Below are 13,334 nucleotides of genomic sequence, written 5' to 3'. Positions count from 1 at the left end.
GTGGTGTTTGAACAGAAGGCATAGTCACGATGGCGATCATTCCAGGAACTCCCGGCAACGACTCCCTGAACGGGACCGCCGGTGCCGACACGATCGACGGCCTTGCGGGGGACGACACCCTGCAGGGATACGCGGGCAACGATATTCTCCGTGGCGGCGTCGGCCGGGACTACATGTATGGCGGCGATGGTGACGACCGGATCGAGACCGGGGGCGGTGGCGGCGATTACGGCTCGGGCGGTGACGGCAACGACACCCTGATCGGGTCGGCCGACGCCGAAAGCCTGTACGGCGACGCCGGCAACGACGTCATCACCGGGGCGGCCGGCAACGACACGCTCTATGGCGGTGCCGGCAACGACAACCTCGGCGGCGGTGACGGCGACGACTACATCGCCACCGGCATCGGGATCGACATCGTCGATGGCGGCGCCGGAACCGACACGCTCTATGTCGACCGCAGCACCACAGCCACGGGCGTCAGCTTCACCCTGAACGGCGCCGCCGGAAGCGACGGCAGCCGGGCGATCAACATGGAGCTGATGACCTACTATGCCGGGTCGGGCAACGACACCATCACCGGGGCCGGCGGCAACGACACGATCTACGGCTATGACGGGACCGATGTCCTGAACGGGGCAGCGGGCAATGACAACCTCAACGGGGGTGCCGCCAACGACACGCTCGGCGGCGGCGATGGCGACGACAGCCTGTCCGGGAACGACGGCAACGACATCCTTCGCGGCCTCGCCGGCCGGGATTACCTGTATGGCGGCATCGGCGACGACCGGATCGAGACCGGGGGCGGTGGCGGCGACTACGGCTCGGGCGGCGACGGCAAGGACACTATGGTCGGGTCGGCCGATGCCGACACCCTGTACGGCGATGCCGGAAACGACACGATCTACGGCTATGCCGGCAATGATTCGCTCTATGGCGGCGCCGACAGCGATGCGATCAGCGGCGGCGATGGCGACGACTATATCGCCACCGGCATCGGCGCCGATGTCGTCGACGGCGGCACCGGCACGGACACGCTCTATGTCGACCGCAGCACCGCCACCGTCGGGGTCACCTTCGTCCTGAACGGCGCCGCCGGCAGCGATGGCAGCCGGGCGATCAACATGGAGACGATGACCTACTATGCCGGGTCGGGCAACGACACCATCACCGGGGCCGGCGGCAACGACGCCATCCATGGAGGCGACGGGACCGATGTCCTGAACGGGGCAGCGGGCAATGACAACCTCAACGGGGGTGCCGCCAACGACACGCTCGGCGGCGGCGATGGCGACGACAGCCTGTCCGGGAACGACGGCAACGACATCCTTCGCGGCCTCGCCGGCCGGGATTACCTGTATGGCAACGCCGGCGACGACCGGATCGAGACCGGCGGCGGTGGCGGCGACTACGGCTCGGGCGGCGACGGCAAGGACACCATGGTCGGGTCGGCCGATGCGGACAGCCTGTACGGCGACGCCGGCAACGACACGATCTACGGCTATGCCGGCAATGATTCGCTCTATGGCGGCGCCGACAACGATGCGATCAGCGGCGGTGACGGCGACGACTACATCAGCACCGGCATCGGGATCGACGTCGTCGATGGCGGCGCCGGCATCGACACGCTCTATGTCGACCGCAGCACCACCACGGTCGGTGTCACCTTTGTCCTGAACGGCGCCGCCGGCAGCGACGGCAGCCGGGCGATCAACATGGAGGCGATGACCTACTACGCCGGGACGGGCAATGACAGCATTGCCGGCGGCACCGGCAACGATGCCATCCATGGCGGTGACGGCACGGATGTCCTGAACGGGGCGGGCGGCAACGACAACCTCACGGGCGGGGCCGCCAACGACACGCTCGGCGGCAGCACCGGCGACGACAGCCTGTCGGGGAATGACGGCAACGACATCCTCCGCGGCGGCGCCGGCCGGGACTACATGTATGGCGGCGCGGGCGACGACCGGATCGAGACCAATGGTGGCGGCAGCGATTACGGGTCGGGTGGCGACGGCGTCGACATCCTGATCGGATCGGTCGATTCCGAGAGCCTCTATGGCGACGCCGGCAACGACACCATCAGCGGCGACGCCGGCAACGACTGGCTCTATGGCGGGGCGGACAACGACGTCCTGCGGGGGGATGCGGGGGCCGATTATCTCGATGGCGGCGCCGGCACCGATACCGCCAGCTACTACACCGGTTCGGTCGGGGTCGTGGTCAACCTGACGACCGGCGCCGGCATCGGCGGCGACGCCCAGGGCGACACCCTGTACAATATCGAGAACGTCAGCGGCAGCCAGGGCAATGACAGCCTGGTCGGGAACGCCGGGGCCAACGTGTTGCAGGGCTGGAACGGCAACGACGTGCTCACGGGCGGCGACGGCAAGGATACGCTGACTGGTGGGCTGGGGACCGATCGTTTCGTGTATGGCAGCACGACGCACAGCCCGACCGGTGCCGGGGCCGACCGGATCACCGATTTCAGCCACGCCCAGGGCGACCGCATCGACCTGTCGGCGATCGACGCCAATGCTGGCGCGGCCGGAAACCAGGCCTTCACCTTCATCGGCACCGGGCTCTACACCGGCGTCGCCGGCCAGCTCCGCTACGCCGTCTCCGGTGGCGTCACCACCATCGCCGGCGACCTCAACGGCGACAAGGTCACCGACTTCCATATCACCCTGACCGGCGCCGTCGCCCTGGCGGCCGCCGACTTCGTGCTGTAGCCAGCGACGATGTCGGATCAACATGACAATGCCCGCCCCGGAAGGGGCGGGCATTCCTGTCCGGCTCAGATGATCCGAGGGCCCGCGTCAGCCCTGGGCGGCGACGGCGATGCCCTTGCTCTCCAGCAGCTCCTGCAGCTCGCCGGTCTGGAACATCTCGCGGATGATGTCGCAGCCGCCGACGAACTCGCCCTTGACGTAGACCTGCGGGATGGTCGGCCAGTTCGAGAAGTCCTTGATGCCCTGGCGCAGACCCGGGTCGGTCAGGACGTCGATGCCCTTGAACGGCACGCCGAGATGGGTCAGCACCTGCACCACAGCGGCGGAGAAGCCGCATTGCGGGAAGACCGGGGTGCCCTTCATGTAGACGACGACGTCGGTGCCGGCGATGTCGCCGCGGATGCGCTCGAAGACGGGATTGTCCATGGGGAACTCGCTTGCGGTGAGGGTCAGGCTTCGGCGGCGGAGGTGTGCAGCATCAGCGCGTGCAGCTCGTTGCCCATCCGGCCGCCCAAGGCCTGATAGACCATCTGATGCTGCTGCACGCGGCTCTTGCCGGTGAAGGCGGGGCTGGTGACATAGGCGGCGTAGTGGTCGCCGTCGCCGCGCAGATCCTCGATCCGCACTTCGGCGCCGGGCAGCCCCTCCTTGATCAGGCGGACGATCTCCGCCGGGTCCATCGCCATCTCTACGCCTCTCCCGCCTGCACGATGTCCGTCATGTAGTCCGGCAACCACGCCTCGTTGACGCGGCGCAGCTCAGCCACGGATATGGCCCCGCCGTCCTTGCGCTTCAACACGTCGCCGCCGGTGCGGCCGATGATCCGCGCCGGAACGCCGGCGGCCCGGGCCCGCGCCAGCAGCGCCTCGCCGTCGGCCGTGGTCACCAGATAGCGGCCCTGGTCCTCGCCGAACAGCAGCTCGGCCTGGGCCGGCAGGTCGATCTCGGCGCCGATCCGGCCGGCCATCGCCATCTCCGCCAGGGCGATATAGAGGCCGCCATCGGACAGGTCGTGGCAGGCGGTCGCCGAGCCATCCTGGATCAGCGCCCGCACCAGGTCGCCGTTGCGGCGCTCGGCTGCCAGGTCGACCGGCGGCGGCGCGCCGTCCTCGCGGCCGTGGATCTCGCGGGCATACAGCGACGCACCGAGATGGCCCTTGGTTTCGCCAATCAGGACAATGGCTTCGCCGGCGTTCCTGAAGCCGAGCCGGACATGGCGACCGCCGGCCTCGATCAGCCCGACGCCGCCGATCGCCGGGGTCGGCAGGATGGCCTCTCCGGAGGTCTCGTTGTAGAGCGAGACGTTGCCGGAAACGACCGGGAAATCAAGCGCTTCGCAGGCGGCCTTCATGCCCTGGATGCAGCCGACGAACTGGCCCATGATCCGCGGCTTCTCGGGGTTGCCGAAGTTCATGTTGTCGGTGATCGCGAGCGGTTTGGCGCCGGTGGCGGTCAGGTTCCGCCACGCCTCGGCGACGGCCTGGGCGCCGCCGGCCTCGGGGTCGGCGAAGCAGTAGCGCGGCGTGCAGTCGGTGGTGATGGCCAGGAGCTTGCCGGTGCCATGCACCCGCACCAGCGCCGCATCGGCCTGGCCGGACAGGGCGACGGTGTCGGCCCCCACCTGGCTGTCATACTGCTCCCAGATCCAGCGCTTGGAGGCGAGGTCGGGGCAGGCCAGGAGGCGCGTCAGCACCGCCTCGGGCGCCTCCGGCAGGGGCAGGGACGCCGCCGGGATCTCCGGCTGCTTCGGTGTCGGCTCCCAGGGCCGGGCGTAGTTCGGCGAGGCGTCGACCAGCTCCGCCACCGGCATGTCGGCCCAGACCATGCCGTGCATCTTGATGACCAGGCGGCCGGTGTCGGTGACGCGGCCGATCACCGCGAAGTCCAGCTCCCATTTGCGGAAGATCGCCTCGGCCTCGGCCTCGCGGCCGGGCTTCAGCACCATCAGCATCCGCTCCTGGCTTTCCGACAGCATGATCTCGTAGGGGACCATGCCGGTCTCGCGCTGCGGCACGCGGTCGAGGTCCAGCTCGATGCCGCAGCCGCCCTTGCCGGCCATCTCGACCGAGGAGGAGGTGAGGCCGGCCGCGCCCATATCCTGGATGGCGACGATGGCGTCGGTCGCCATCAGCTCCAGGCAGGCCTCGATCAGCAGCTTCTCGGTGAAGGGGTCGCCGACCTGCACGGTCGGGCGCTTCTCCTCCGACGCCTCGTCGAACTCGGCCGAGGCCATGGTGGCGCCGTGGATGCCGTCGCGCCCGGTCTTGGAGCCGACATAGACCACCGGGTTGCCGATGCCGCCGGCGGCCGAATAGAAGATCTTGTCCGTCCGGGCCACGCCCACGGTCATGGCGTTGACCAGGATGTTGCCGTTGTAGGACGGGTGGAAATTGGTCTCGCCGCCCACCGTCGGCACGCCGACGCAGTTGCCGTAGCCGCCGATGCCGGCGACCACGCCCGCCACCAGGTGCCGGGTCTTCGGATGGTCCGGGCTGCCGAAGCGCAGCGCGTTCATGTTCGCCACCGGCCGCGCGCCCATGGTGAACACGTCGCGCAGGATGCCGCCGACGCCGGTCGCGGCGCCCTGGTACGGCTCGATGAAGCTCGGGTGGTTGTGGCTCTCCATCTTGAAGATGGCGGCCTGGCCGTCGCCGATGTCGATCACGCCGGCATTCTCGCCGGGGCCGCAGATCACCCAGGGGGCGGTGGTCGGCAGCTGCTTCAGCCAGCGGCGGGAGGATTTGTAGGAGCAGTGCTCCGACCACATCACCGAGAAGATGCCGAGCTCGGTCAGCGTCGGCATCCGGCCCATGATCTGCTGGGTCAGGGCGAATTCGTCGGCGGTCAGGCCGAACTCCGCCGCCAGCGCCTGGGTGACTTCGGGTTCCTGAGGGGCGTTGGACGGTGCGGTCATGAAAGGATCTGCGCCAGGCCTTCGAACATGGCGCGGCCGTCGGTGTTGCCGTGCTCCGGCTCCGACGCGCGCTCGGGATGGGGCATCATGCCGAGCACCCGCCGGTTCTCGGACAGGATGCCGGCGATGTCGTTCAGGCTGCCGTTCGGATTGCCGCGGCCGTCCTCGTCCGCGATGTAGCGGAAGGCGACGCGGTCCTCGTCCTCCAGCCGCTTCAGCGTGTCCGGGTCAGCGAAGTAGCAGCCGTCATGGTGCTGGATCGGGATGCGCACCGTCTGCCCGGCGTTATAGCCGCGGGTGAACGGGCTGTTCGAGGTCTCGACCCGCATCGCCACGGTGCGGGAGACGAATTTCAGCCCGGCATTGCGCAGCAGGGCGCCGGGCAGAAGTCCCGCCTCGGTCAGGATCTGGAAGCCGTTGCAGATGCCGACGGTCGGCACGCCGCGGGCCACCGCCTGCCGGATCGCGCCCATGATCGGCGACTGCGCCGCCATGGCGCCGGAGCGGAGATAGTCGCCGTAGGAGAAGCCGCCGGGGATGGCGATCAGGTCGACGGGCGGCAGCTCGGTGTCGCGGTGCCAGACCATATGGGTCGGCCGTCCGGTCGCGTGGGAGAGTGCCACGGCGAGGTCTCGGTCGGCGTTCGATCCCGGGAAGACGATGACGGCGGCTTGCATGGGCGGGATGTAGCGGTCCCGCCGGGGCTTGGCAAGGGCGCCGCGGGCTGTGCTGTCATGCGCGGCGTCGCGGCCTCGGGGCCGTGTCGGGCGGCAGGGCCGGAGGCCAGAAAAAACCGGATCCGCACGGGCGGATCCGGATCCAGCAGGGGCCAGTCGCAGGGAGGCTGCAGATCAAAGGCGCAGCAGCAGGTCGCGCGGGTCGCTGACGGCCGCCGGAGCATCGAGGCCGATGTCGCGCAGCATGTGATCATCGAGCGTCTCCGCCGGCAGGCGGGCGCCGCGGCGGGCGCCCAGCGCGGCCGCGGCGGCGCCGATCAGGGCGCGCAGGCCGGAGCGGCCGGTCGGCAAGGTGGCGCGATGCTGGATCGCGGCGCGGTCGGTGCAGGCGGTCGTCATGGCATCTTCCCTTCCGTCGGGGCGTTCGGTCGGTCATCGGGAATGCCTTGAGGATCGGATTCTGGAGAACAAACCGCAAACAGGATATTCTCGTGGGTGTTATAAGAGAATCTATCGACTGGATCCGACGAGGGGGAGCCATGCGCCGCCGCCTGCCGCCGCTGAACGGTGCCCGCGCCTTCGAGGCCGCGGCCCGCCACGAAAGCTTCACCCGTGCCGCCGAGGAGCTGGCCGTCACCCAGGCCGCGGTCAGCCAGCAGGTGCGCCGGCTGGAGGATTGGCTCGGCGCCAAGCTGTTCAACCGCACCGAGGGCGGGCTGGAGCTGACCGAGGTGGGCCGCAGCTACCTGCCGGTGCTGCGCGACGCGTTCGACGCCATCGCCGAGGCCACGGCCCGCATCCGGCCGCCGCCGCATTCCGGCATCCTGACGGTCTCCTCCATGCCGTCCTTCATCCGCAAGTGGCTGGTGTCGCGGATGCCCCTGTTCACTGAGCAGCATCCGGAGATCGACGTCAATCTCGACGCCGAATCCCGGATCGTCGACTTCGCCCGGGACAATGTCGATTGCGCCATCCGGCTCGGCCGTGGCGCCTGGGAAGGGGTGGTGGCGGAGAAGCTGTTCTCCGAGAACACCTTCCCGGTCTGCAGCCCGGCGCTGGTCGAGGCCGGGCTGCGCACCCTGGAGGATCTGCGCCGCTTCCGGCTGCTGCACGACGAGACGCTGGTGCAGTGGAAGCACTGGCTGCGGGCGGCGGGGATGGAGGATCTCGGCTGGGTTCGCGGCCCGCGGACGCAGGATTCGGCGCTGCTGATCCAGATGGCGATCGAGGGGCAGGGGGTGGCGCTGGCGCAGCGGGTGCTGGTGATGGACGACCTGCGCGCCGGCCGGCTGGTGCGCCCGTTCCAGCTCTCGCTCAAGAGCGACAACGCCTACTACTTCGTGGCGCCGCCGAACGCCCTCAACCGCCCGCTGGTGCGGGCCTTCCGCGACTGGCTGTTCGCCGTGGCGGCGGAGGCCGAGGGGGCGCCGGAAGTGTCGGTGGCGCTGCCGGCGGCGTGAACCTCACTCCCGCCAGAACGGCTTGCGGCGCATGGTCTCGACCTGATCGCGGCGGAGGCCGAGATCGGTCAGGGTCTCGTCGTCCATGCGCTGCATCCGGGTGCGCGCCTCGATCCGGGCGCACCACAGCGCCGGCAGGGCCGCGACGCGGCGGAGCAGGGACAGGATGGGGGAGGGCCGCTTGCGCGGTGGCGCACGGCGTTCGTCGATGCAGCAGCTGGTCATGATACGGTCCTGATCGAGGGTGGGATCAGGGGTCGACCCGTGTCTTCAAGATCGGTCCTGGCGGCCGCGGCCGCAAACGGGATAGTCTGGCCCTAGCCCAACAAAAACTTGGCCTGAGGGGGCGGAATGGGTTGGCGGTTGCCGCCGCTGAACGGGGTGCGGGCCTTCGAGGCGGCGGCGCGGCATCGCAGCTTCACCCGTGCCGCGGCCGAGCTGTCGGTGACCCAGGCCGCGGTCAGCCAGCAGGTGCGCCGGCTGGAGGACTGGCTGTCGGTCAGGCTGTTCCACCGCCGCGAGAACAGCCTGGAGCTGACCGAGGCCGGCCGCATCTACCTGCCGCTGGTCAGCGCCGCCCTGGCCGGCATCGCCGACGCTACGGCGCAGATCGCGCCCGGCCGGGCGACCGGCGTGCTGACGGTCAGCACCACCCCGTCCTTCGCCGCGAAGTGGCTGACGGCACGCCTGCCGGGCTTCACCGCGGCGCATCCCGACATCGACGTCAACGTCACGGCGTCGCTCCACCGGGTGGATCTCGAGGGCGGCGAGGCGGATTGCGCCGTCCGCTGGGGGCAGGGCGGCTGGGAGGGGCTGGCGTGCGACCGGCTGTTCGCGGAGGACAGCTTCCCGGTCTGCAGCCCGGCGCTGCGCGACGGTCCGCCGGGGCTGCGCACGCTCGACGACCTGCGCCGGCAGACGCTGCTGCACGACCAGTCCCTGGCGCCCTGGCGCGACTGGCTGCGGGCGGTCGGCATGCAGGATGTCGACTGGGTGCGCGGGCCGCGGGTCAGCGATTCCTCCCTGACCATCCAGGCGGCGGTCGAAGGGCAGGGGGTGGCGCTCGTCGTGTTCTCCCTGGTGGCCGACGACCTGGCGGCGGGGCGGCTGGTGCGGCCGCTCGATCTCTCCGTGCACAACCAGGCCAGCTACCACTTCGTCGCCACGACGCGGGCGCTGCGCCGACCGATCGTCCGGGCCTTCCGTGACTGGATCGTCGCCGCCGCGGCCGAGACCGTCCCGGCGCCGCTGGAACCGGTCGCGCCGCCGCGACCGGCCGGTTGAGCTCCGCCCGGGCCTTGTCGGGCCGTCCCGGCCGGACCATCTGCCATCCGACGCAATGATCGAAGGAGAGGCACGTGATCGACCCGAAGAAGCTGTTCGAGGACTTCCTGGGCGGCGGTGCCAAGCGGCCCGGCGGGCCCGGCGGCAAGGGCCCGGGCCTGCCCGGCAATCTCGGGACGCTGGCGACGGGCGCCGTTGGCGGCGGGGTGATCGGCCTGCTCCTCGGCTCGAAGAAGTTCCGCAAGTTCGGCGGCAAGGCGCTGGGTTATGGCGGCGCGGCGGTGCTGGGCGGCCTCGCCTACAAGGCCTGGCAGGACTGGTCGGCCAACCGGGCGCCGGCCCCGGCCCAGCCGCCGGCGCAGCAGCCCATTCCCCTGCCGCCGCCGCGCAGCCCGTTCGACCTGGAGACGCAGAGCGCCGCAGGTGGGGGTGACGCCCGCGTTGCCGTGGTGCGGGCGATGATCGCAGCGGCCAAGGCCGACGGCCATATCGACGCGACGGAGCAGCGGGCGCTGTTCGACCGCATCGGCCAGCTCAACCTCGACACCGAGGAAAAGGCCTTCGTGATGGACGAGCTGGCCAAGCCGCTCGACGTCGCGGCGATCGCGGCCCTGGCGGCGACGCCGGAGCAGGCGGCGGAGATCTGGCTGGCCTCGCGCCTGGCGATCGATCCGGACGACCCGCGCGAGAAGGCCTATCTCGACGACCTGGCGGCGCGGCTGAAGCTGCCGGAGGGGCTGACGGCGCATCTCGAGGCGCAGGCCGCGGCGGTCGGGTGAGGGATGTAGGGCACAGCCTCAATCCCCATTGCTGTCATGCCCGGGCTTGACCCGGGCATCCAGAAGGTCTCGACGCTCTCTGGATTGCCGGGTCAAGCCCGGCAATGACAAAAGAGGAGGGGCTGGCTCAGGCCACCAAGTCGATCGTGTAGCTCTCGGTGACCGGATTGGCCAGCAGCTTGCGGCACATCTCGTCGAGGCGCGCCTTGGCCTGCTCGGCATCGGCGGCGGCGATCTCGACCTCGATCACCTTGCCCTGCCGCACCTCGCCGACCTCGTCGAAGCCCAGGCCCTGCAGGGAATGGCCGATCGCCTTGCCCTGGGTGTCCAGGACGCCGGGCTTCAGCATGACATGGATGCGCGCTTTCATGGGGCGACCTGGCTCTCGCGGATGTCGACGACACTTCCCTCCGGCAGGATGCCGAGGCGCCGGGCCACTTCCTGATAGGCCTCGAGGACGCCGCCGAGATCCTGGCGGAAGCGATCCTTATCGAATTTCTCGTTGGTCTGCACGTCCCACAGGCGGCAGTTGTCCGGGCTGATCTCGTCGGCCAGGACGATCCGCATCTCGTCGTTCTCGTCGTACAGGCGGCCGAATTCGAGCTTGAAGTCGACCAGCTTGAGGCCGATGCCGAGGAACAGGCCGGTGAGGTAGTCGTTCACCCGCAGCGACAGCGAGACGATGTCGTCCAGGTCCTGGGCGTTGGCCCAGCCGAAGGCGGTGATGTGCTCCTCCGACACCATCGGGTCGTTGAGCTCGTCCGACTTCAGATAATACTCGATGATCGAGCGCGGCAGCGGCGTGCCCTCGGGCACGTTGAAGCGCTTGGAGAACGAGCCGGCGGCGATGTTGCGCACCACCACCTCGAGCGGGATGATCTCGACCTCGTGGATCAGCTGCTCGCGCATGTTCAGGCGGCGCATGAAATGCGTCGGCACGCCGATCTCGGACAGCCGGGTCATCAGGTATTCGGAGATGCGGTTGTTCAGCACCCCCTTGCCGGAGATCACCGCCTTCTTCTGGCCGTTGTGCGCGGTCGCATCGTCCTTGAAGTACTGGACGATCGTGCCCGGCTCCGGTCCCTCGTACAGGACCTTGGCCTTGCCTTCGTAGATGCGCCTGCGGCGGCTCATGTGGGAACGTCCATGGAACGGTGATGCCAACAGCAAAAAGGGTCGGGACGTCCCGGAAAGGCCGTCCACGCCCGCGCACATATAGCAAGCGCGGCTCCGGTAAACAATTGCGCGCTCCCGTCCGCCTCCGGGCGTGACCGTGACGGCCGGAGACGCTATATCCTGCCCATGAGGCGCGCCCACGCCGGCGGACACCGAACCGGCGGGCACTGAAAGGGAATTCGGCATGACCACGTTCGACTCGCGGACCCAGGCGTTCGAGGCGGAGTTCCAGCACGACCAGGAGCTGCTGTTCCGGATCCAGAACCGGCGCAACAAGCTGCTGGGGCTGTGGGCGGCCGAGCTGATGGGCCTGACCGGCGCCGACGCCGAGTCCTATGCGAAGGAGGTCATCATGTCCGACTTCGAGAAGCAGACCGACGAGGACGTGCACGACAAGGTCTATGCCGACCTGAAGATCCACGACGTCGACCTGTCCGACCACCGGCTGCGCAAGAAGATGGATGCGCTGCTGGCCGTGGCGCGGCAGCAGATCATGACCGAGGCGACGCCGAAGTAAGGCCAGCCTTCTCACGGAACGGAAAAGGGCGGCCGGAGCCGCCCTTTTTCTTTGGCCGACCGTTCGGTCAGCCTTTGACCGCGCCCGCCGTCAGGCCGCTGGTCATGGCGTTGCGGAAGACGTAGTAGATCACCGCGGGCGGCACGGCGTAGATCAGCCCGGTCGCCATCAAGAGGTTCCAGGGGGAATCGTCGGCCGACAGGAACAGGCCCAGCCCGACCGACAGCGGCGCCGCCCGTTCGCTCGACAGCAGCAGGAAGGCGTAGAGGTACTCGTTCCAGGCCAGGAGCAGCGCATAGATGCCGATCGCCACCAGGGACGGGCGCATCAGCGGCAGATAGACCATGCGGAAGATCTGCATCGGCTTGGCGCCGTCCATGATCGCCGCCTCGTCCAGCTCGCGCGGCAGCTTGTCCGAGGCCTGCTTCAGCACCCAGATGGCGTAGGGCGAGGCCAGCGCGATCATCGCCAGGATCAGCGCGGTCTGGGTGTCCAGCAGCCCGTAGGAGCCCATCGTCTTGTACATCGGCACCGCCAGGAAGGCGGCCGGGATCAGATAGGTGGCCAGCGCCAGGTTCATCACCTGGCGGCCGCCCCGCGCCCGCAGCCGGCTGATGGCGAAGGCGGCGCAGGTGGCGACGAACAGGGTCGCGATCCCGGTGGTGACCGCGATGAAGAAGCTGTTGCCGAGCTGCAGCCAGAAATTGCTGAGATAGTAGTGCTGCTGCCGGAACACGGTCAGGAAGTTGGAGAAGGTCGGGTTCTCCGGCCACAGATCGCCGGCCAGGACCGCGTCCTGCGGCGAGATCGCCAGGACGAACAGGTGGTACAGCGGCACCACGGTCCACAGCACCACCGGGATGGCGATCAGGACCAGAACCGCTTCATTGAACCAGCGCTTCATGCCTCGCCTCCCTTGGACAGGCGCTTCACCATGACGAAGACCAGCGGCAGGACCAGCGGCATGGCGACGATGATCGAGGCGACGCCGAGGTCGAGGTTGTTGTTGCGCAGGTAGCGGATGCCGAGCGTGGCCAGCACCTGGGTGCTGTCGTTCGGGCCGCCGCCGGTCAGGAGGTAGACGCTGTTGAAGTCGCCCAGCGTCCAGATCGTCGACAGGATGGTCGAGGTGACGTAGAGCGCCGCCACCGACGGCCAGGTGACGAAGCGGAAGCGCTGCCAGCGCGAGGCGCCGTCGACCGCCGCGGCCTCGTACAGGTCGCGCGAGATGGCGAGGCGCCCGGTCAGCAGGATCAGGGTCCAGAACGGCAGCGACTTCCAGATATGGACCGCGACGGCGCCGAAGAAGGCCAGCCACGGGTCGGTCAGCCAGGGCGGCCCCTCGAAGATGCCGAACAGCCGGAACAACTGCTGGTTGATCATGCCCGTCTCGGGATTGAGCATGACCCGGAAGGACAGGATGGTCGGGATCGACGGCACCGCCCAGGGCAGGATGAACAGCACCAGCAGCAGCCGGATCCACCAGCGCGGCACCGCGAAGAAGCCGGACAGGCCGAGCGCGATCAGCATCTTCACATTGACCGCGATCAGCAGGAACAGGACCGTGTTCACCGCCGCGGTCAGGAAGATCGGGTCGGCGAACAGGCGCCGATAGCTGTCCGGGTTGGCGCCGAGATAGAGGCCGTAGCCGACCGGATAGGCCACCAGCACCAGGAACACGGCGATGTAGGGGATGAGCAGGATCGCCCCCCAGGTCGCCCAGGTGCGGCGATGGCTGCCGCCGGCGGCGGCCGGGATCGCATGGATCGTGGTCGCGGTCATCGGCTAAGTC

Annotated in this window: 15 protein-coding genes; 5 read left to right on the top strand and 10 right to left on the bottom strand. The window is 69.0% G+C overall.

Annotated elements, in window-relative coordinates; all coding sequences use genetic code 11:
• Positions 1–29 precede the first annotated feature (29 nt).
• Positions 30–2,735 carry a calcium-binding protein gene (locus G537_RS37585; RefSeq protein WP_051248330.1) on the top strand — a complete coding sequence of 902 codons (2,706 nt, stop codon included), beginning with the start codon at positions 30–32 and terminating at the stop codon, positions 2,733–2,735.
• An 87-nt stretch (positions 2,736–2,822) separates the two neighbouring features.
• Here the strand turns inward: G537_RS37585 and grxD are convergent, their stop codons facing one another.
• The 5 genes from grxD to G537_RS0111845 all read right to left on the bottom strand — a co-directional run bounded on the left by grxD (position 2,823) and on the right by G537_RS0111845 (position 6,725).
• Positions 2,823–3,161: a Grx4 family monothiol glutaredoxin gene (gene grxD / locus G537_RS0111865; protein ID WP_026870304.1), complete on the bottom strand. Its 339-nt coding sequence runs from the start codon at positions 3,159–3,161 to the stop codon at positions 2,823–2,825.
• Positions 3,162–3,184: 23 nt separating this feature from the next.
• On the bottom strand, positions 3,185–3,421 hold the full coding sequence (locus G537_RS0111860) for a BolA family protein (protein ID WP_026870303.1): 237 nt from the start codon (positions 3,419–3,421) through the stop codon (positions 3,185–3,187).
• Between the two features lie 2 nt (positions 3,422–3,423).
• Entirely contained in the window at positions 3,424–5,649 is a 2,226-nt protein-coding gene (gene purL / locus G537_RS0111855) for a phosphoribosylformylglycinamidine synthase subunit PurL (protein WP_026870302.1), read from the bottom strand.
• Positions 5,646–6,326 (bottom strand): phosphoribosylformylglycinamidine synthase subunit PurQ, encoded by a 681-nt coding sequence (gene purQ / locus G537_RS0111850; protein ID WP_026870301.1) that lies wholly within the window; start codon positions 6,324–6,326, stop codon positions 5,646–5,648. The genes purL and purQ overlap by 4 nt, the downstream gene beginning before the upstream one ends.
• Before the next feature lie 174 nt (positions 6,327–6,500).
• Positions 6,501–6,725, bottom strand: coding sequence for a hypothetical protein (locus tag G537_RS0111845; RefSeq protein WP_026870300.1), 225 nt, complete (start codon positions 6,723–6,725; stop codon positions 6,501–6,503).
• Between the two features lie 140 nt (positions 6,726–6,865).
• Between G537_RS0111845 and G537_RS37580 the strand changes: the two genes are divergently transcribed.
• Positions 6,866–7,786: a transcriptional regulator GcvA gene (locus G537_RS37580; protein ID WP_051248329.1), complete on the top strand. Its 921-nt coding sequence runs from the start codon at positions 6,866–6,868 to the stop codon at positions 7,784–7,786.
• Positions 7,787–7,789: 3 nt separating this feature from the next.
• Here the strand turns inward: G537_RS37580 and G537_RS37575 are convergent, their stop codons facing one another.
• A complete protein-coding gene (locus G537_RS37575; protein ID WP_034851427.1) occupies positions 7,790–8,011 on the bottom strand; it encodes a DUF1127 domain-containing protein in 222 nt (73 codons plus the stop codon).
• A gap of 126 nt (positions 8,012–8,137) precedes the next feature.
• Between G537_RS37575 and gcvA the strand changes: the two genes are divergently transcribed.
• Together gcvA and G537_RS0111825 are read left to right on the top strand one after the other, a co-directional pair.
• Positions 8,138–9,070 carry a transcriptional regulator GcvA gene (gene gcvA, locus G537_RS0111830; RefSeq protein WP_026870299.1) on the top strand — a complete coding sequence of 311 codons (933 nt, stop codon included), beginning with the start codon at positions 8,138–8,140 and terminating at the stop codon, positions 9,068–9,070.
• A gap of 74 nt (positions 9,071–9,144) precedes the next feature.
• A complete protein-coding gene (locus tag G537_RS0111825) occupies positions 9,145–9,849 on the top strand; it encodes a tellurite resistance TerB family protein (RefSeq protein ID WP_026870298.1) in 705 nt (234 codons plus the stop codon).
• A 127-nt stretch (positions 9,850–9,976) separates the two neighbouring features.
• On the opposite strand, the gene purS is transcribed toward G537_RS0111825, so the two are convergent.
• Positions 9,977–10,219 carry a phosphoribosylformylglycinamidine synthase subunit PurS gene (purS, locus tag G537_RS0111820; RefSeq protein ID WP_026870297.1) on the bottom strand — a complete coding sequence of 81 codons (243 nt, stop codon included), beginning with the start codon at positions 10,217–10,219 and terminating at the stop codon, positions 9,977–9,979.
• Positions 10,216–10,983 carry a phosphoribosylaminoimidazolesuccinocarboxamide synthase gene (gene purC, locus G537_RS0111815; protein WP_026870296.1) on the bottom strand — a complete coding sequence of 256 codons (768 nt, stop codon included), beginning with the start codon at positions 10,981–10,983 and terminating at the stop codon, positions 10,216–10,218. Before purC ends, purS begins: the two co-directional genes overlap by 4 nt.
• A gap of 226 nt (positions 10,984–11,209) precedes the next feature.
• On the opposite strand from purC, the gene G537_RS0111810 reads away from it, so the two are divergent.
• Positions 11,210–11,542 (top strand): DUF1476 domain-containing protein, encoded by a 333-nt coding sequence (locus G537_RS0111810; RefSeq protein ID WP_026870295.1) that lies wholly within the window; start codon positions 11,210–11,212, stop codon positions 11,540–11,542.
• 67 nt (positions 11,543–11,609) lie between these two features.
• Here the strand turns inward: G537_RS0111810 and G537_RS0111805 are convergent, their stop codons facing one another.
• Both G537_RS0111805 and G537_RS0111800 read right to left on the bottom strand, forming a co-directional pair.
• Complete coding sequence (locus G537_RS0111805) at positions 11,610–12,446, bottom strand: carbohydrate ABC transporter permease (protein ID WP_026870294.1); 837 nt, start codon at positions 12,444–12,446, stop codon at positions 11,610–11,612.
• On the bottom strand, positions 12,443–13,324 hold the full coding sequence (locus G537_RS0111800) for a carbohydrate ABC transporter permease (protein ID WP_026870293.1): 882 nt from the start codon (positions 13,322–13,324) through the stop codon (positions 12,443–12,445). Before G537_RS0111800 ends, G537_RS0111805 begins: the two co-directional genes overlap by 4 nt.
• Positions 13,325–13,334 lie beyond the last annotated feature (10 nt).

The sequence above is a fragment of the Inquilinus limosus DSM 16000 genome, assembly GCF_000423185.1.
In the GTDB taxonomy this organism is placed as follows: domain Bacteria; phylum Pseudomonadota; class Alphaproteobacteria; order DSM-16000; family Inquilinaceae; genus Inquilinus; species Inquilinus limosus.
The sequence above is the reverse complement of the archived record's forward strand: the minus strand, read 5'-3'. Positions and strand labels throughout refer to the sequence as shown.